Genomic DNA, 17,305 nt, shown 5'->3' with positions numbered 1-17,305 from the left:
GCCATTAAAATGGTGCGTATGTGTTGGGGTTGCGCATGCCTGAATATTCGTCCTTCATCCGGTCGGTCCGGATCCGCTATATTTCAGGGTTGCTGATCTTCGCGCTGGCTTCCGCCGGCATCGTGATTGCGCTTGATCGCGTCAATTCCTTTCGCCGCGACATCGATGCGCTGAGCAGCAATCTCGTCATCTTCACCCGAGACCTGCGCAACGCGACCAGCTTTGCCGAGACGACCGGCACCGCCTGGCGGGCGGAGACACGCGATGCCCTGACCACATCGGCGCGCGGCCATTCGGAGCGCCTGACCGGCGAGATCGAGACGCTGACCGCCCAGCTTGCGGCGATCAAGCCGCGGCTGTCGATCAAGACCGTCGACGAACTCCAATCCGCTTCAGTTAACGGCGATCTGTTCTGGTCGCCGCGCGACATGGTGCGCAATTTCAACCTGATGTCGGTGGCGCAGAAGGTCGATGAGTGGAGCTATCGCGAAATCCGCAACCAGAATGACCTGTTCGCCCAACCCATGCTGGTTCGCGTCCGCACCGCCATGGATGATGAGCGCCATCTGGCCGATGCCTCCAGCGACAGGCTGTTGTTGTGGGCCAGCGGGATCCTGTTCGCGGCCCTTGCAATCGTCGCCTTCTGGATCTTCCGCCCGATGGAAGTGGCGATCCGCCGCGCCTTTGCCGAATCCGCCGAATCCCTGTTCAAGGCCGAGGCCGCCGACCGCGCCAAATCGGAATTCCTGGCCAATATGAGCCACGAAATCCGCACGCCGATGAACGGTGTGCTCGGTATGGCCGAACTGCTAGCCAAGACCGATCTGACCCCACGCCAAAAGACCTTCACCGACGTTATCGTGAAGTCCGGCAACGCGCTGCTCACCATCATCAACGACATCCTCGATTTCTCCAAGATCAATGCTGGCCAGCTCACCCTCGACCCTGCTCCCTTCCGCCTTTCCGAGGCGGTCGAGGACGTGGCGACGCTGGTCTCGGCTCGCGTCGCCGAAAAGAACCTCGAACTGATCGTGCGCGTCGATCCGCGCCTGCCGGCCCATGTCGTCGGCGACGCCGGCCGGTTCCGGCAGATCATCACCAACCTGCTCGGCAACGCAGTGAAGTTCACCGAGAAGGGTCACGTGCTGATCGACGTCGGCGGCGAGATCGTCAACGACGTGGTCCAGCTCAAGATCCGCGTCGAGGACACCGGCATCGGCATACCGGCCGAGAAACTGCAGAACGTGTTCGAAAAATTCGCGCAGGTCGACGGCTCGTCCACCCGCCGTCACGAGGGCACGGGGCTGGGCTTGGCCATCGCAGCACGCCTCGTCGACCTGATGGCAGGCAAGATCGGCGTCGAGAGCGAGATCGGCCGCGGCTCGGTGTTCTGGTTCGCGGTGCCGCTGCCCGCGCATCAGGCCGCGGCGCGCGACGAGATCGTGCCGGTCGACGTCACCGGCGCGCGCGTGCTGGTCATCGATGACAATCCGGTCAACCGCGAAATCCTGCTCGAGCAGCTCAGAAGCTGGAGCTTCGACTGTGCCGCCGCCGAAAGCGGCGCCGTCGGCTTGGCCTTCCTCGATCGCGCCTTTCAGTTGGGCGCCGCCGTCGACTGCATCATCCTCGACTACCAGATGCCCGGCATGAACGGCGCCGACGTCGCCAGGGCAATTGCTTCCGACAGCCGGCTGTCCTCCATCCCGGTGGTGTTGCTGACCTCGGTCGACCAGGTCGATTTCGGCAAGATGATCATCGACTTCGGCATTGCCGCGCATTTGACGAAGCCGGCGCGCTCTGCGGTCCTGCTCGGCACCGTTATTTCGGTCGTGCAGAAGGCCCGTTCGCAGGTCGGCAAGGCGCAGTTTGTCCGCGAACCGATCGTCCAGGCTCCCCCGGCAGCGCCGCCCGCCTTTACCGTCATCCGCGGCCCGGCGCTGCCAGTCGCGGCAGCACCGGAATCGACAACCACGCCGAACGGACCGATCGACATCCTGATTGCCGAGGACAACGACGTGAACCAGCTGGTGTTCGGCCAGATCCTCAATGGGTTGGGCTTGAGCTACCGCATCGCGGGCAACGGCCGCACGGCGGTCGAGATGTACCGGGCGCTGCGCCCCAAGCTGATCCTGATGGACGTCTCGATGCCGGAGATGAATGGCTACGAAGCGACCCGCGCGATCCGGGCCATGGAGACCTCGACGGGCACCCACATTCCGATCATCGGCGTCACCGCGCATGCGCTGAAGGGCGATCGCGACAAGTGCATCGAAGCCGGCATGGACGACTATCTGCCGAAGCCCGTTTCGCCCGACCGCCTGGGCACCAAGATCGGCACCTGGCTCAGCGAGACCGTGGTGGCCAAGACGGCGTAAAAGCCGGCCCTATTGGTCAGGCCGGATCAGCGCAACCGGCCGATCGGGATGATTTCCGGCGAGGTCACACCATAAGGTGTGCCCTGCCAGTCACCCAGCCACTGCTCGACCAACAGGCCAGTCTCGTCCAGCATCCCCGCAAGATCTTCCTTCTTGGGGAACGCGATCTTGGATTCGGCGCCCAGAACAGGTCTACCGCCCGGAATGTCATAGAAGGTCGAGTAGGTGACGATGCCGGTAGCGGCATCGTGTTCGGCATCATACCAGGCTTTGACCGTGCCGAGGCCGGGATGCGTAACTGCCCGTTCGGAGCGCTGCGGTGTCCATTCCAGCCATTCCTCCTCGGCGGGATTTCGTGTGTCGAAAATGAAGAGCCCGCCGGGAGCGAGATGCTCGGCGATGGTGCCCAGCACCGCCATCTGATCCTCGCCTGTCAGGAAAACCTGGAACGCATGCCCGGTGAGCAGGACCAGGTCGAAACGCCGCCCGAGCCGAACAGTTCGCGCGTCGGCCTCGACCCAGTCGACCCTGTCGCCGCCGGCCCTGCGCCGCGCCACGTCGAGCATCGCCGATGCCGGATCAACGCCAGTGACATTATGCCCATCGGCAAGTTCGGCAGCCAGTTGGCCAGTGCCACAGCCGAGATCGAGGACCGAGCCGCGATTTACGGCAAGACCGATACAGTAATCAAAATCGGCACGGCCGCTTTGGTTCTCGATATCATAGAACTGGACGAAGTCGGGATCGCTGTAGATAGGGTCGGTCATAGTCGCTGCCCATACTCCAAATTTCCAGCTGCAGCCCATCGATGCATCAGGCGGCTGCGTCGAGGCGATAGCGGCGCATCCAGTCGAGGCTCGTGTCGTCGGAGAGCTTTGCAACGCCGGGCCTCACGTCATCGGCATTCGGCGCTTGAACGCCCAAGACTTCACAGATGCCTAGCAACGTCGCCGCCGGATTGCTCGAAAGGCGCTCGTAGCCAACCCGAAGCGGGGTTATGCCTTGCTCAGCGAACCAAATGTTCCATGCCGCATCATAGGTCTCGAGTACCTCGACCTCACGCCTGATCCGCTCGAAATCATATTGGGGCTCTTTCGGCGGTGCGACCCTTTCGATCTCGGTGCCGTCGGGAGCGATATGCCAAAGAACGGTCTGCTCTGCCTTGATCAGGGAGACAGCCTGCGCAAGCTTGTCCTCCCGCGAGAGGTGTATGTAGAGAACATTGCCGAATGCTCTTTCGAACCGTGCTCTGTCGGATGGCAGTTTTGGGAAAATCCGGTCGAGGATCGCCGAAAGCTCACCCAGATTTTCGCGCATCAAGCGGAGGCCGAAGAGGCCGGTCCCACCCTTACCGGCGGCGATCGCGGCATCGAGATACGCGGCATCGAATTCGAGCTCGCTCATCGCGGCGCGATCGGGCAGCTTCCACTCTTCGGCCCACTCCACCACGTCCTGGCACCGATAAAACGAGTGCGGATCGCCGGCCGTCTTCGTGGACGCCAGGAGCTTGCACAGCAGCGTGCTCCCCGTCCTCGGCGTACCGCAGATAATGTATCCATCGAACATGTTGTGCCCACGCGGCTTGTCAAAGGCAGGGGCTGTCGCTCCTGGTAGGATGGCCGCCGCCATAGCTGAAATCCTTGCTGGATGCGACGTCACGGCTGTCGCTTTTCAAATGCCTCTCTCAGACAAGATACCCTGCCGGCAGGGGTCAAATCACCGGTTGCGCACCACCACGCATGCCCCACCGATGCTTTGCAATTTCTGGCAGATGACGTTTGCATCGGCGCGGTGGTCGACACCGATCCTGACCGCATAGATACCCCGCCGGCCGATCGGCGTGCGCACCCGGCTGACGACTGGATCGTGCCCGTTGAGCAGGGCCGGGAACCGGCTCCTTACCCTGAGCCACTGGTTGATCGCGGCACTGCGGCGGAAATTGCCGGCCACCTGGATGCCCCATGGCTTTACGTTGATCGAGGCCATCGCCACGGTCCGCGACATGATCACCGGCAGTTTTCGGCAAGCGACGGCAAAATCCGCCTTTGCGTCGAGCGGTTCGACCCTTCCGGCATAGGCTCGGTCGGTGAACTTGTCTGCTGGTTCGCCCATGATGTCGAAGACATAGCTTTCGGTTTCCATCGGCAGGAAACCGCCGGAACTGAGCCAGCGCGACACCCGGCTCTCGCCGGCATTGTAGGCGGCGGCCGCCAGGCCGAGATTGCCGTAGCCGGTTTTCATTTCGGCGAGATATTTCGCCGAAGCCGGGATCGCCTGATTGATGTCGAAGGAATTGGCAAGCCCGCGCATCTTGGCGGTTCCCGGCATGAACTGGGCAATGCCTTCGGCGCCGACGGGACTGACTGCGTTGGGATCGAAACGGCTCTCCTTCCAGATCAGCCGGGCGAAGAAATCCCTGGGCAAACCATTCTGGTCGGCATGCGCCTGGATCAGGTTGCAGACCTTGTCGATAAGCCGTTGCTTGGCGGATTGCGGCGGATCGGCCTGAGCCAGTGTCGACCAGACTAGCCCACACAGCAGGACCAGCGTCGCCCACAGGAAACGCTGCATTTGACCTACTCTGCCGCGGCCTTGCCGCCGCGACCGAACCGCTGTTCGATATAGTCGGCGACCATTTTCTCGAAATCCGCCGCGATCGACGGTCCGCGCAGCGTCGCCGCCTTCTTGCCGTCGACGAAGACAGGCGCCGTCGGCGTCTCGCCGGTGCCGGGCAGCGAAATGCCGATATCGGCATGCTTGGACTCGCCCGGGCCATTGACGATGCAACCCATCACCGCGACCTTGAGGTTCTCGACGCCGGGATATTTGTCGCGCCACACCGGCATGTTCTTCCTGAGATCTGCCTGGATGTTCTGAGCGAGCTCCTGGAACACGGTCGAGGTCGTGCGGCCGCAGCCGGGACACGCGGCGACGATCGGCACGAACTGCCTGAACCCCATCGTCTGCAGCAATTCCTGCGAAACCTGCACCTCGCGCGTGCGGTCGCCATTCGGCTCCGGCGTCAGCGAGATGCGGATGGTGTCGCCGATGCCTTGCTGCAGCAGGATGCCCATGGCGGCCGACGAAGCGACGATGCCTTTCGAGCCCATGCCGGCTTCAGTCAGGCCGAGATGCAGCGCATGGTTGGAGCGGGTGGCGAGCTCGGCATAGACGGCAATCAGGTCCTGCACGCCGCTGACCTTGGCCGACAGGATGATTTTCTCGCGGCCAAGGCCGATCTCTTCCGCCATCTCGGCCGACAGGATCGCCGACTGCACGATCGCCTCGCGCATCACCTCTTGCGCCGTCAGCGGAAACCCCTTGTCCTGGTTGTCGTCCATCAGCCGGGTCAAAAGCTCCTGGTCGAGCGAGCCCCAGTTGACACCGATGCGCACCGGCTTGTCATGCCTGATCGCCATCTCGACGATGTCGGCGAACTGCCGGTCCTTCTTGTCCTTGAAGCCGACATTGCCGGGGTTGATGCGATATTTGGCCAGCGCCTCGGCGCAGGCCGGGTGATCGGCCAAGAGCTTGTGGCCGATATAGTGGAAGTCGCCGACCAGCGGCACGTTGATGCCAAGCCGCTGAAGCCGCTCATGAATGCGCGGTACGGCGGCGGCACTCTCGTCGCGATCGACGGTGATGCGCACGATCTCGGAGCCGGCCCGGTGCAGTGCTGCGACCTGCGCGACGGTCTGGTCGATATCGGCCGTGTCGGTGTTGGTCATCGACTGCACGACAACAGGCGCGCCGCCGCCGACGACCACGCCGCCGACATCGACGCCGACCGAGGTGCGGCGGGGGAAAGGAGAGGAAAAATATCCGGTCATGCCGGCAGCCTTTTGTCTCTGGAGCATCTTGTGTCCTGCATGGGCGCACAACGACGCCCCGGGCCGATGCGCTGAGGTCCGGGCATGAGGTGGAGGAGCAAAGATGGCTTGTCAATGGCGACAGGTCGCCACTGGCCGGAATCGGCACGCCGCCAACGACCAAAAACAATCGATGATCTGGCGGACGGGCGACAGCCGAAGCGGATATTAAGCCGGGTGCAAGTCCAGCTTCGGCTGACAGACCGGTGCTGGGAAATCAAACCCCTCCACGCCGGCGGCGGGGAGCCGCCGGGAAAAGAGGCCGCGGATACCGGGCGGCTATGTCAGGAGGGCATCAATGCGTGGTCGGTTTTCCTCTTAGTTTTTCAATCTCGTCCTTGAGTGCCAGCTTGCGTCGCTTAAGATTCACGATTTCGAGGTCGTCGACCGATGGATGATTCATCGCGTCATCGATTTCACGTTCGATGTCGCCGTGTTTCCGCTGCAACTCATCAAGATGGGATGCAAGAGACATGATTGGTTCTCCCTTTCATGGTTTTCCTCGATTGCAACCGTCACGGCGCGTCCACCGCAGGTTCGCTTCTGTGACGGCACGGTGACAGTGTGTCACCTTCCGCGGGCGATGTCGAATGATCCGTGGTAGCATTCCACGACACTGTGAAATGTGATATGGGCTGCACGCCGGTGACAAAACACCCGGCCCCGCCCAATCAGGCCCAGCTTTGGGCGCCGCAGACGTGCAGACGGTAGAGAATGTCCGATCAGGAACAGGCCGATATTCGCCTCGAATTTTCCCGCCTGAAGCAGGAACACGCCGATTTCGATGCAGCCATCAACGCGATGATCGCCATGGCCTGCGATCCGCTGCAGATCCAGCGCATGAAGAAGAAGAAGCTGTTCCTCAAGGACCGGCTGATGGCGCTGGAAGACAAGATCATTCCCGACATTATTGCGTGAACGATGTGATGTGCTGATCCCGCTCGAGCGCCAGGCAGCGGCGATCTGCATCTCCCTGCGCGGTCGTGTGACGGTGCCTTTGGCCGGTCAATCGTTGGGCTCTTTTTCGCCGGTGCACTAGCCGCGACGGCGCGTCCTGCCGGGCGATCTCGCACATGGAGCACCTCGAACTCGACGGCTTCGTCGCACGTTTCCGCAAAACGGCGGCTGAGGACGGTCCTCCCCGGTCACTGATACCACCGTTCTGACGGATTGTCCGGCGACGCCGCTGGGAAACCTGCGCCTTCGCGCGGCTCAGCCCGGCCGTCGACACAGCTCACCGCCCGCCCCCCAAAACAATAACTTTACAAATATTTGTATTTATGTGAAGTCATGACGATTGAAGGATCGACCATGACAGCCACTCGTTTCGCCACGCGCCTAAATTCCTTTGCCTCGCGGCCGCAGGCCGAATGGCCTGATCTTACCGGCAAGCCGTCGCTGCTGCAGATGGCGGCGCGCGCCGCCAAGGTCGGCGGGCTTACCGATCTCGACCTCAACTTTCCCGACCATGTCAGTGAAAAGCCTGCGGAAATCGCCCTCAAACTGAGCGATCTCGGGCTTTCCATCAATGGCTTTGCCATGCGCTACTACTCCAACCCCGCCTTCAAGCTCGGCGCATTCACCAATCCGGATCCGGCGGTGCGCCGCGAGGCCATCGACCTGACCAAAGCCGGCATCGATGCCGTGCGTGAGGCCGGCGCCAGCCTGATGACGCTGTGGCTCGGCCAGGATGGCTTCGACTACACCTTCCAGGCCGACTATGTGACGCTTTGGCAACACGAAATCGATGGGATTCGTGAAGTATCCGCACATGATCCCGACTGTCAGATCAGCCTTGAGTACAAACCGAACGAACCACGATCCTACAGCCTGATGCCGGATGCGGCGACGACCTTGCTGGCGATCCGCGATGTCGGCGTGCCCAATCTGGGCGTCACCCTCGATTTCGCCCATGTGCTCTATGCCGACGAACAGCCGGCCTTTGCCGCGGCCCTGGTGGCGCGCCACAGCAAGCTGCTCGGCGTGCATCTGAACGACGGCTACGCCAAGCGCGACGACGGCCTGATGGTCGGCGCGGTGCACACGCTGCAGACCATCGAGCTGCTCAGGCAGATTCGCCGCGACGGTTACGCCGGCGCCATCTATTTCGACACGTTCCCCGACATGACCGGGCTCGATCCGGTGCGCGAGTGCGAAGTCAACATCGCCACCGTCAAGCGCATGCTGCGCGTCGTTGACCGGCTGGAGCAGGACAATCGCCTGTCCGCCGCCATGGACAGCCAGGATGCGGTGACGTCGCAGGCCATCATCCAGGAAATCATGCTCGGGCCGGATAGCTGAGGCATCCGCACCATTATCGTTTTCAACAAGGGAGGAATACAATGAAACTTCTGCTTGCCACTGCTACCGCCGCACTGATGGCGCTGTCGATCGGCTCTGCCTTTTCGGCCGACCTCGCGCCGCTCAATTCCGACACGGAAAAGGACCGCATCGACTGGTCGCAGGTCGAGGCCAAATTCGGCGCGTTCCCCAAGCTGCCCGAAGGCACCAAGGCAGGCGCCGTCTCCAAGACGCTGACCAATGAATACTGGCGCTCGCTGGGCGAGGGCTACACGGCATTCGGCGCCAAGGTCGGCGTTCCCGTCGTCTATCAGGCAGCGCAAAGCGAGGGCGACCAGCTCGGCCAGCTCACCATTGCCGAAGGCCTGGTGACGCAGGGCTACAACGTGCTGCTCGTCTCGCCGCAGACGGATGCCAATCTGCAGCCGATCATGGAGCAAGCCAAGGCCGCCAACGTGCCGGTGGTCAACGTCAATGACGCCGTCATCCCGCAGGCCGAACATTATGTCGGCAATGTCCAGCGCGACAATGGCGTGCGCGTCGCCAAATGGTTCATCAAGAACCGTCCGGATGGCGGCAAGGTCGCCATCGTCGAAGGCCAGGCTGGCGTCTATGCCGCCGTGCAGCGCACCGACGGCTTCAAGTCGACCATCACCGAGGCAGGCAAGTTCGAGGTCGTCGCCAGCGTTCCCGGCAACTGGGACCGCCAGACCTCCTATGATGCGGCCACCAACATCCTGCAGCAGCACCCCGACCTGATCGGCTTTTATGCCAACAATGACGGCATGGCGCTCGGCATCGTCGAGGCAGTCAAGGCCGCCGGCCTGCAGGACAAGGTTGCGGTCTTCGGCACCGACGGCATTTCCGACGCCTATGCCTCCATACGGGCCGGCGAACTGACCGGCACGGTCGACAGTTTCCCGGTGCTGACCGGCGAAGTGGCGTTGGAAACTGCTCTGCGTCTCGTCGCGGGACAGAAGCTGCCCCGCGTCGTCGCCACGCCCCAGGCACTGATCACCAAGGACAATGCCGACCGCTATTCCGGCGCCGGCGCGCGCAAGGCACTGCTCGAGGACGCGGCTGCGGGCCAGTAAGGCCAATCGGCGAGTGCCGGCCAGAGCAATTCGCTCCCGCCGGCACCGTTGCCCGGAGATAGAACCCAATGTCACCCCGGCTGCAATTCCAGGGCATTTCCAAGCTGTTTCCGGCCGTGCGGGCGCTTGACGGCGTGTCGTTCTCGGTAGGTGCCGGTGAAATCCACGGCCTGCTCGGGGAAAATGGCGCCGGCAAGTCGACGCTGCTGCGCATCCTGTCTGGCGTCTACAGGCCGACAGCGGGAAGCGTCCTCATCGACGGCAAGCCGGTTACACTCGTCAACCCGGTCGCCGCACGCGCTGCGGGCGTCGCCATGATCCATCAGGAATTGCAGCAGGTACCACGCCTTAGCGTCGCCCAGAACATGTTCCTAGGCCATCCGCTGACGCGCGGCGCCATCTTCGTCGCCCGGCGCGAACAGGAGCGCCGTGCTGCGGAGGCTCTTGCGGCCATCGATCCCTCCATCGATCCGGCTGCACCCCTCGGTACCCTGAAGGTGGCGCAGCGGCAGATTGTCGAGATCGCCCGCGCGCTGCTCGATCGCGCCCGCATCGTCGCCATGGACGAGCCGACATCGAGCCTGACGCCGAGCGAATTCGAACGGCTGGCGCAAGTCATCACCGGCCTCGCCCGCGACGGCGTCGCCGTCGTCTATGTCTCGCACAAGCTGGACGAGGTGTTCGGCATCTGCCGGCGCGCCACCATCATGCGCGATGGCGTCGTCGTCGATTCCGTCGATCTGAACGACCTGTCGGAGAAAGCGGTCGTGGCGATGATGGTCGGCCGCGAACTGGCGCAGGAGCAGCATAATTCCCATGCCACGAACAAGGTCATGCTGAGCGCGCGTGGCCTCTCCTCGGCGACGAAGGTGCGCAACGTGTCGTTCGATCTGCATCGCGGCGAGGTGCTGGGCATTGCCGGCCTGGTCGGTTCCGGCCGCACTGAACTGCTGCGGCTCTTGGCCGGCGCCGATCGCGCCACGGCCGGGACGATTGCAATCGACGGCAAGGCGGCACGGTTCTTCAGCCCGCGTGACGCGATTGCCGCCGGCGTCGGACTGGTGCCGGAGGAGCGCAAACGCGAAGGCATCGTGCCGCTGCGCTCGATCACCAGCAATATGGCGCTGGCCTCGATGGCCGTGTTCGCGCCGCGCGGCCTCATCGATCACGCCAGGTTGAAACAGGTGGCGGCCGAGAAGATGAGCCGCGTCAATCTGCGCCCATTCCTGCTCGACCGGCCGATCCGCCTGTTCAGCGGCGGCAACCAGCAGAAGGCGATCATCGGCCGCTGGCTGGCGGCGGGAACACGCATCCTCTTGTTCGACGAGCCGACGCGCGGCATCGATGTCGGCGCCAAGGCGGAGATCTATCATCTGATCGAGGAACTCGCCGCCGAGGCCCATGCGGTGGTCGTCGTCTCCTCCGAACTGCCCGAGGTGATCCGGCTTGCCGACCGCGTGTTGGTCATGCGCGACGGCACCATCGCCGCCGAACTCGATAGGGCAAATCTCTCAGAACAGGCGATCGCGGCGCACGCCATCCCGCAAACGCAAACGCCGGCCGCACAGCCGGCAAGGCAGTAGGTGACGGATATGTCGGATGCCACTCTGGTGCGGCCCCAGGCCGAATTCCTGCGCGGTGTTTCCATGCGCGACGCCGGCACGCTGATCGGGCTTGTCGTGATCCTGGCCGTGTTCGGCGCGCTGGTGCCCGGCTTCTTCGCCGAGCGCAACCTGATCAACATCCTGCAGCAGTCGAGCATCAATGCCTGTCTGGCGCTGGGCATGACGCTGGTCATCATCTCCGGCGGCATCGACCTGTCGGTCGGGCCGACGGCGGCACTCTCGGCCGTCATCTCGGCCTCTATGATGGTCGCCGGCGTGCCGTTTCCGCTGGCCATCGCCGCCGGCTTCGCCATTGGTCTTGCCTGCGGCCTAGTCAACGGCGTGCTCGTCGCCCATGTTGGGCTGCAGCCCTTCATCGTCACGTTGGGAACGCTCAGCACCTATCGGGCACTGGCGCTGATCTACACCGGCGGCAATCCGGTCCTCGGCCTGCCCCCAGGCTTTCGCGCCGTCTTCAACGGTTCGCTGTTCGGACTGCCTCTGGCGGTCGTCATCGTCGCCTGCGTGGCTGTCGTCGCCTGGGTCGTTTTGAAGAAGACGCCCTTCGGCGAATATCTGCTCGCCGTCGGCGGCAACGAGGAGGCGGCCTACATCGCCGGCGTGCCGATTGCCCGCACCAAGATCGCCGCCTACATGATCTCAGGCCTGCTGGCGGCGCTTGCCGCGCAGATCCTGATCGGCCGGTTGGGCGCCGCCGAACCCATCCTCGGCAATCTCTGGGAGCTCGACGCCATCGCGGCTGCCGCCATCGGCGGCGCCTCGCTGATGGGCGGCAAGGGCAGCGTCGTCGGCACCATCCTGGGCGCCGTCATCCTCGGCGCCATGCGCAATGGTTTGACGCTGATGAACGTCCAGTCCTTCTATCAGCTTCTGGCAACTGGTCTTATAATCCTCGCCGCGATGCTTATCGATCGCGTGACGAGGGGGCGTGGATGACCTTGAGCGGGCTGGACCTGAAAGCGGTAGGACCGCGCATCCGCATGATGATGCCGCATCTCACTCCGCTGGAGGCGAAGGTGGTGGAAACCGTCTTCGGCCGGCGCGGCTTCGACGAGAGCATTCCGCTGAAGCAGATCGCCGAGGAATCCGGCGTGTCCGAGGCGATGGTGGTCAAGATCGCCAAGAAGCTCGGCTTTTCCGGCTATCGCGACTTCCGCACCGCCGTCTATGAATACAGTCGCCTGCCGACCGCCGAGATGCACCAGGAACTGTCATCCGACGACAGTTCGGCCGAGATCGTGCAAAAAGTGTTCCGCACCTCCATCCAGGCGCTGGAGGAGACGCTGGCGATCCTCGACATCGAGGATTTCGACCGCGCCGCCGAGCTGCTCTTCCGTGCCAAGAACCGGGATTTCTATGGCGTCGGCGGCTCGGCGCAGATCGCGCGCGACGTTTCGCACAAATTCCTGCGCATCGGCATCCGCGCATCCGTCTACGACGATTCGCACATGATGCTGATGTCGGCCTCGCTGCTTGGCGGCGACGACATCGCCGTCGGCTTCTCGCATTCGGGCAACACGTCGGCCGTTATCGACGCCATCCAGTTGGCTCGCAAGAACGGTGCCCGCACGCTGGCCATCACCAATTACGACAACTCGCCCCTGGCCGCCGTCGCCGATATCGTTCTGTGCTCGACCGCGCAGGGCTCGCCGCTGATGGGCGAGAACGCAGCGGCCCGCATTGCCCAGCTCAACATTCTCGACGCGTTGTTCGTCGCGGTGGCGCAGCGCGACTATCAGGCGGCGGAGCGCAATCTCGGCCGCACCATGTCGGCGGTGACATCGAAACGAAAAGACCGGGGCTCATGACGACAACGCCGCTGGTCACCGTGTTCGGCAGCCTGCATTACGACATTATGGTCGACGCGCCCGACCGCCCGCGCAAGGGCGAGACGGTGACCGGCCATGCCTGGCACCCCAAATGCGGTGGCAAGGGCGGCAACCAGGCCATCTCGGCGGCGCGGGCCGGTGTGTATGCGGCGATGATCGGCGCCGTCGGCGACGATGATTTCGGGCGGGCGTTGCTGGCCAATCTCGATCGCGCCAAGGTCGACCGCCGCTTCGTGCGGGTGGCCGCTGGCGCCGGCTCCGGCATGAGCGTGGCGATCTTCGACCAAGGCGGCGACTATGGCGCGGTGATCGTCTCGGGCAGCAATCTGACACTGGGCCATGCCGACAGTGCCTCTGCTTCCGATGTGGTGGGACAGACGGCGGTGCTCCTGCTGCAGAACGAAGTGCCGGAAGCCGCCAACATTGCCGCCGCACGCGCAGTCAAGGCACGGGGCGGTCGCGTCGTGCTCAACGCGGCCCCCGCGCGCAAACTCTCCGAGGAGTTGATCGCCCTGGTCGACATATTGGTGGTCAACGCCATCGAGGCGGAATTCCTGGCTGGCACGGCAGTGGTCGAGACACTCGACGGGGCCGCGCAAGCCGCACGGCTATTGGCCGATCTCTATCCGGTGGCAATTGTCACGGCGGGCGGCGAAGGTGTCGCCTGTTGCGACCGGAGCGGCGAGGCCTTTGCGCTGTCCGCCATCCCGGTCAAGGTCGCCAGCACGCATGGCGCCGGCGATGAATTCGTTGGCGCGCTGGCCGCGGGACTTGCCCGTGGGCAGACCATGCGGGCGGCCATCACCGCCGCCAACGCGGCTTCGGCTTTGCTGGTCTCGACGCCAGAGGCCGAGCGCGACGGCATCTGACCGGCTGGTTTCCGTCTTGCCAGACCGCAGCAGCGGCCGCCTATCCTTGCGGCCTCGCGCGAATTCCGCTAAGGCGCGCCTTTGTCGCCGGGGAACACGGACTTGGACGATCAACGCGCCGACGTCGCCATCATCATGGGCAGCCAGTCCGACTGGGCGACGATGCGCCATGCCGCCGAAACGCTGGAAGCACTTGGCATCCCGCACAAGCGGCTCATCATCTCCGCGCACCGCACACCGGACCGGCTCTATGATTTCGCCAAGGGCGCCAAGGCGGCCGGTTACCAGGTGATCATCGCCGGCGCCGGCGGTGCAGCACACCTGCCCGGCATGACGGCGGCGATGACGCCATTGCCGGTGTTCGGCGTGCCGGTGGAATCGAAAGCGCTTTCCGGGCAGGATTCGCTGCTGTCCATCGTCCAGATGCCAGCCGGCATTCCCGTTGGAACGCTGGCCATAGGCAAGGCTGGCGCCGCCAACGCAGCCCTTTTGGCCGCCGCCGTGCTGGCCCTGAACGATGACAGCCTTGCCGTCCGTCTGGATGCCTGGCGCGCCGCGCAGACTGCCAAGGTCGCGGCTGAACCGACGGATACGCCGTGAGCCTGCCCGCCGGATCGACCATCGGTATCATTGGCGGCGGCCAGCTCGGCCGCATGCTGGCTCTTGCTGCCGCCCGTCTCGGCTACCGCACCGTGGTGCTGGAGCCGCAAGCGGATTGCCCGGCCGCACAGGTCGCCAACCGGCAGATAACAGCCGCCTATGACGACCCGGCCGCCCTTGCCGAACTGGCAGCGTCGAGTTCCGTCATCACCTACGAGTTCGAGAACGTCCCGGTCGCGGCGGCCAGCGCGCTGGCGGCCAAGATTCCGGTCTATCCGCCGGCGCGTGCGCTGGAAGTGGCGCAGGACCGGGTGGACGAAAAAACATTCCTCAACGGCATCGGCATTGCCACCGCCGATTTCCACGCCGTCGACAATGATGACGAGCTGGCGGCGGCGCTGAAAGCATTCGACGGCAGCGGCATCCTGAAGACCCGGCGCATGGGATATGACGGCAAGGGCCAGCGCGTCTTCCGCAACATGGAAGCCGGCGGTTTTGCCGGCACATGCGAGGCGATGGGCAATGTGCCGCTGATTCTGGAGTCCTTCGTGCCGTTCGAGCGCGAGATATCGGTGATCGCGGCGCGTGGGCTGGACGGTGCGGTTGTCGCCTACGATCCAGCCGAGAATATCCATCGCAACGGCATTCTCCACACATCGACCTTGCCGGCCGCCATTATGCCGGAGACGGCGCAAGCAGCCCGAACGGCCGCATCGAAGATCCTTGCGGCGCTCGACTATGTCGGTATCATCGGCGTCGAGTTCTTCGTGCTGGCCGATGGCTCGCTGCTGGCCAACGAGATCGCGCCGCGCGTGCACAATTCCGGCCATTGGACGGAAGCCGCCTGTGTCGTTTCGCAGTTCGAGCAGCATATCCGCGCCATCGCCGGCCTGCCGCTCGGCGGCCCGGACCGCCATTCCGACTGCGTGATGGAAAACCTGATCGGCGACGATGTGCTGCGCGTCCCGGAGCTTCTCGCCGAGCCCGATCTGATGCTGCATCTCTACGGCAAGGCCGAAGCGCGGCCCGGCCGCAAGATGGGTCATTTCACTCGGATCAGACGTCGCGCCTCATAAGGTTGCCTACTGCGCGTCGTCGCTCTCGTCCTGCCCTGGATTGGCGCAACTCCCATCGCCTTCCTCGCAATTGGCCGCGGCAGCAAGCTGCTTGACGCGGTCATTGGTCAATCTGGTCAGGCATTGCGAAACTTCCATCGAATGGATCGATCCGCCTTCGCTGGCGGCGGTGGAATGCGCGCACTCGGCATCGCGAAAAGTGATCCAGGCGCGTTGCGCCACCTGCAGCAATCTCTTGCCGTTGGCATCGTCCGAGCTGATGAGGTTCTGATAGGCCGTGTTGAGCCTGGCGTCGGCCGCCTGGTAGTCCTCGCCGGCACAGATGTTCATCATTTGCTGGCTGTCGTCGCTGCGGTCGCATTCCTGCGCGCGCGCAACCGAAGCTGCCGCCAGCAGGACAAGGCAGGCGGCCAGGAACATCCGGCGCATAGTCGTCTCCAAATCATTTCACGGCGACCGCATCATCCCAGCCGGCCCAGGGCCGCGCAATGCCGCAAGGCCGACATGGCGGATAATTGATGACAGGGATGATTCACAGCCGCTATGGAGCACGCTTGCGGTTGACAGGGACAAGGCTCCTCGTTTATGAGCCACCCACAGTTCAAAGGCGCGTCTTCTGGCGCGCCTTAAAATTTCGACCCAACCGGGTCCACACCGACAGGCAAGACCATGAAGATCAAGAATTCGCTCAAGGCGCTGAAGGCGCGTCACCGCGACAACCAGCTGGTTCGCCGCAAGGGCCGCATCTACATCATCAACAAGACCGCCCCGCGCTACAAGGCACGGCAGGGCTGAGTTTTCGGGCAGGAGGCTGTCGCCTCCGCCCATTTGATGCTTGTCGCCGTCTGCCGGCCTTTTCACGCCAAATTCAGTTTGACGTTCTCTCGCCCGGGACTAGAGTCCGGCGATGCGGATTCCTTTTGCATTTTTGACATCTCTGCTTGTTTCCGGCGTCATTTATGGCCCGGCATGGGCGGATGGTGCTGTCGCGCCGCCGGCCACTCAGGATGCGCCGCCCGCCGCAACGACGAAACAAGCCCGCCTCGATCAGCTGTTCAGCGACTTGAAACGCGAACGCAACGAAAAGGCGGCGGAGCGCATCGCCGGCAACATCTGGAGCGAGTGGTCGCAATCCGGCAGCGCCTCGATCGACCTGATGATGCAATGGTCGCAAAAAGCCGTCGAGGGCCAGAAGTTCGACGTCGCGCTCGATTTCCTCGACCAGGTGGTGACTTTGCAGCCGACTTATGCCGAAGGCTGGAACCGACGTGCCACCGTCCATTTCATGATGAAGAACTACGGCAAGTCGATGTCCGACATCGACCATACGCTGCAGCTCGAGCCGCGCCATTTCGGTGCGCTGTCCGGCCTGGCGCAGATCATGGCGCTGACCGGCCACAAGCAATCGGCGCTCGAGGCTTGGCAAAAGGTCCTGGCCATCTATCCGATGATGCGCAGCGCCCAGGACCAGGTCGGCACGATTTCGGAGGAACTTGCCGGTGAAGGCATTTGATTGCTCTAGGGGAGTAAGGGAATAGGGCAGTAAGACAGTAGGGGCAGATCGCACCTGCGGAACACACACCCTACTCCCCTACTCCCCTACTCCCCTACTCCCCTACTCCTGGGGCGTATACCCCTCGGACGCGGCCGCCGCCGACGCGAGGGTT

The 17,305-nt window shown here is 63.6% G+C and carries 18 protein-coding genes; 12 read left to right on the top strand and 6 right to left on the bottom strand.

What is annotated here, in order from left to right; all coding sequences use genetic code 11:
• The first annotated feature begins 35 nt into the window (after positions 1–35).
• Positions 36–2,375, top strand: coding sequence for a response regulator (locus tag AC0L2D_RS27810; protein ID WP_224620080.1), 2,340 nt, complete (start codon positions 36–38; stop codon positions 2,373–2,375).
• A 26-nt stretch (positions 2,376–2,401) separates the two neighbouring features.
• Here the strand turns inward: AC0L2D_RS27810 and AC0L2D_RS27805 are convergent, their stop codons facing one another.
• The 5 genes from AC0L2D_RS27805 to AC0L2D_RS27785 form a co-directional block, all read right to left on the bottom strand.
• A complete protein-coding gene (locus AC0L2D_RS27805) occupies positions 2,402–3,142 on the bottom strand; it encodes a class I SAM-dependent methyltransferase (RefSeq protein WP_224620078.1) in 741 nt (246 codons plus the stop codon).
• A 46-nt stretch (positions 3,143–3,188) separates the two neighbouring features.
• The gene (locus AC0L2D_RS27800) at positions 3,189–4,004 is read right to left on the bottom strand and encodes a Stf0 family sulfotransferase (RefSeq protein ID WP_473543398.1); all 816 of its coding nucleotides are present in this window, start codon (positions 4,002–4,004) and stop codon (positions 3,189–3,191) included.
• An 87-nt stretch (positions 4,005–4,091) separates the two neighbouring features.
• Entirely contained in the window at positions 4,092–4,946 is an 855-nt protein-coding gene (locus AC0L2D_RS27795; RefSeq protein ID WP_013529219.1) for a lytic transglycosylase domain-containing protein, read from the bottom strand.
• A gap of 5 nt (positions 4,947–4,951) precedes the next feature.
• Positions 4,952–6,205, bottom strand: a complete 1,254-nt coding sequence (gene ispG / locus AC0L2D_RS27790; protein WP_024502967.1) for a flavodoxin-dependent (E)-4-hydroxy-3-methylbut-2-enyl-diphosphate synthase — start codon at positions 6,203–6,205, stop codon at positions 4,952–4,954.
• Between the two features lie 334 nt (positions 6,206–6,539).
• On the bottom strand, positions 6,540–6,719 hold the full coding sequence (locus AC0L2D_RS27785) for a YdcH family protein (RefSeq protein WP_013529217.1): 180 nt from the start codon (positions 6,717–6,719) through the stop codon (positions 6,540–6,542).
• A gap of 239 nt (positions 6,720–6,958) precedes the next feature.
• Here AC0L2D_RS27785 and AC0L2D_RS27780 point away from each other — a divergent pair, with 239 nt between their 5' ends.
• The 9 genes from AC0L2D_RS27780 (at position 6,959) to AC0L2D_RS27740 (ending at position 15,638) form a co-directional block, all read left to right on the top strand.
• Complete coding sequence (locus AC0L2D_RS27780; protein WP_013529216.1) at positions 6,959–7,162, top strand: YdcH family protein; 204 nt, start codon at positions 6,959–6,961, stop codon at positions 7,160–7,162.
• A 393-nt stretch (positions 7,163–7,555) separates the two neighbouring features.
• Positions 7,556–8,545, top strand: a complete 990-nt coding sequence (locus tag AC0L2D_RS27775; protein WP_473543395.1) for a TIM barrel protein — start codon at positions 7,556–7,558, stop codon at positions 8,543–8,545.
• Positions 8,546–8,586: 41 nt separating this feature from the next.
• A complete protein-coding gene (locus AC0L2D_RS27770) occupies positions 8,587–9,639 on the top strand; it encodes a sugar ABC transporter substrate-binding protein (protein ID WP_024502965.1) in 1,053 nt (350 codons plus the stop codon).
• Between the two features lie 68 nt (positions 9,640–9,707).
• A complete protein-coding gene (locus AC0L2D_RS27765) occupies positions 9,708–11,222 on the top strand; it encodes a sugar ABC transporter ATP-binding protein (RefSeq protein ID WP_473543393.1) in 1,515 nt (504 codons plus the stop codon).
• A gap of 9 nt (positions 11,223–11,231) precedes the next feature.
• On the top strand, positions 11,232–12,200 hold the full coding sequence (locus AC0L2D_RS27760; RefSeq protein ID WP_013529212.1) for an ABC transporter permease: 969 nt from the start codon (positions 11,232–11,234) through the stop codon (positions 12,198–12,200).
• The gene (locus tag AC0L2D_RS27755) at positions 12,197–13,072 is read left to right on the top strand and encodes a MurR/RpiR family transcriptional regulator (RefSeq protein ID WP_013529211.1); all 876 of its coding nucleotides are present in this window, start codon (positions 12,197–12,199) and stop codon (positions 13,070–13,072) included. The genes AC0L2D_RS27760 and AC0L2D_RS27755 overlap by 4 nt, the downstream gene beginning before the upstream one ends.
• Complete coding sequence (locus tag AC0L2D_RS27750) at positions 13,069–13,962, top strand: ribokinase (protein WP_473543390.1); 894 nt, start codon at positions 13,069–13,071, stop codon at positions 13,960–13,962. The genes AC0L2D_RS27755 and AC0L2D_RS27750 overlap by 4 nt, the downstream gene beginning before the upstream one ends.
• A 102-nt stretch (positions 13,963–14,064) precedes the next feature.
• A complete protein-coding gene (gene purE / locus AC0L2D_RS27745; protein WP_063169171.1) occupies positions 14,065–14,562 on the top strand; it encodes a 5-(carboxyamino)imidazole ribonucleotide mutase in 498 nt (165 codons plus the stop codon).
• A complete protein-coding gene (locus tag AC0L2D_RS27740; RefSeq protein WP_473543388.1) occupies positions 14,559–15,638 on the top strand; it encodes a 5-(carboxyamino)imidazole ribonucleotide synthase in 1,080 nt (359 codons plus the stop codon). Before purE ends, AC0L2D_RS27740 begins: the two co-directional genes overlap by 4 nt.
• 6 nt (positions 15,639–15,644) lie before the next feature.
• Here the strand turns inward: AC0L2D_RS27740 and AC0L2D_RS27735 are convergent, their stop codons facing one another.
• Positions 15,645–16,067: a lysozyme inhibitor LprI family protein gene (locus AC0L2D_RS27735; RefSeq protein WP_024502960.1), complete on the bottom strand. Its 423-nt coding sequence runs from the start codon at positions 16,065–16,067 to the stop codon at positions 15,645–15,647.
• A gap of 240 nt (positions 16,068–16,307) precedes the next feature.
• Here AC0L2D_RS27735 and ykgO point away from each other — a divergent pair, with 240 nt between their 5' ends.
• Together ykgO and AC0L2D_RS27725 are read left to right on the top strand one after the other, a co-directional pair.
• Entirely contained in the window at positions 16,308–16,433 is a 126-nt protein-coding gene (gene ykgO / locus AC0L2D_RS27730) for a type B 50S ribosomal protein L36 (RefSeq protein WP_006203764.1), read from the top strand.
• A gap of 112 nt (positions 16,434–16,545) precedes the next feature.
• The gene (locus AC0L2D_RS27725; protein ID WP_027162485.1) at positions 16,546–17,151 is read left to right on the top strand and encodes a tetratricopeptide repeat protein; all 606 of its coding nucleotides are present in this window, start codon (positions 16,546–16,548) and stop codon (positions 17,149–17,151) included.
• Positions 17,152–17,305: the final 154 nt, after the last annotated feature.

The organism is Mesorhizobium sp. WSM4833, assembly GCF_055811095.1.
This window is presented reverse-complemented; position numbering and strand designations above follow the sequence as displayed.

Excerpts from the sequence above, each read along its gene's own strand:
- AC0L2D_RS27795 (WP_013529219.1), bottom strand. The coding sequence starts at position 4,946 with ATGCAGCGTTTCCTGTGGGCGACGCTGGTCCTGCTGTGTGGGCTAGTC.
- AC0L2D_RS27765 (WP_473543393.1), top strand. The coding sequence starts at position 9,708 with ATGTCACCCCGGCTGCAATTCCAGGGCATTTCCAAGCTGTTTCCGGCC.
- AC0L2D_RS27800 (WP_473543398.1), bottom strand. The coding sequence starts at position 4,004 with ATGGCGGCGGCCATCCTACCAGGAGCGACAGCCCCTGCCTTTGACAAG.
- ispG (WP_024502967.1), bottom strand. The coding sequence starts at position 6,205 with ATGACCGGATATTTTTCCTCTCCTTTCCCCCGCCGCACCTCGGTCGGC.
- AC0L2D_RS27810 (WP_224620080.1), top strand. The coding sequence starts at position 36 with ATGCCTGAATATTCGTCCTTCATCCGGTCGGTCCGGATCCGCTATATT.
- AC0L2D_RS27755 (WP_013529211.1), top strand. The coding sequence starts at position 12,197 with ATGACCTTGAGCGGGCTGGACCTGAAAGCGGTAGGACCGCGCATCCGC.
- AC0L2D_RS27780 (WP_013529216.1), top strand. The coding sequence starts at position 6,959 with ATGTCCGATCAGGAACAGGCCGATATTCGCCTCGAATTTTCCCGCCTG.
- AC0L2D_RS27760 (WP_013529212.1), top strand. The coding sequence starts at position 11,232 with ATGTCGGATGCCACTCTGGTGCGGCCCCAGGCCGAATTCCTGCGCGGT.
- AC0L2D_RS27725 (WP_027162485.1), top strand. The coding sequence starts at position 16,546 with ATGCGGATTCCTTTTGCATTTTTGACATCTCTGCTTGTTTCCGGCGTC.
- AC0L2D_RS27735 (WP_024502960.1), bottom strand. The coding sequence starts at position 16,067 with ATGCGCCGGATGTTCCTGGCCGCCTGCCTTGTCCTGCTGGCGGCAGCT.
- ykgO (WP_006203764.1), top strand. The coding sequence starts at position 16,308 with ATGAAGATCAAGAATTCGCTCAAGGCGCTGAAGGCGCGTCACCGCGAC.
- AC0L2D_RS27770 (WP_024502965.1), top strand. The coding sequence starts at position 8,587 with ATGAAACTTCTGCTTGCCACTGCTACCGCCGCACTGATGGCGCTGTCG.
- AC0L2D_RS27785 (WP_013529217.1), bottom strand. The coding sequence starts at position 6,719 with ATGTCTCTTGCATCCCATCTTGATGAGTTGCAGCGGAAACACGGCGAC.
- AC0L2D_RS27775 (WP_473543395.1), top strand. The coding sequence starts at position 7,556 with ATGACAGCCACTCGTTTCGCCACGCGCCTAAATTCCTTTGCCTCGCGG.
- AC0L2D_RS27750 (WP_473543390.1), top strand. The coding sequence starts at position 13,069 with ATGACGACAACGCCGCTGGTCACCGTGTTCGGCAGCCTGCATTACGAC.
- AC0L2D_RS27805 (WP_224620078.1), bottom strand. The coding sequence starts at position 3,142 with ATGACCGACCCTATCTACAGCGATCCCGACTTCGTCCAGTTCTATGAT.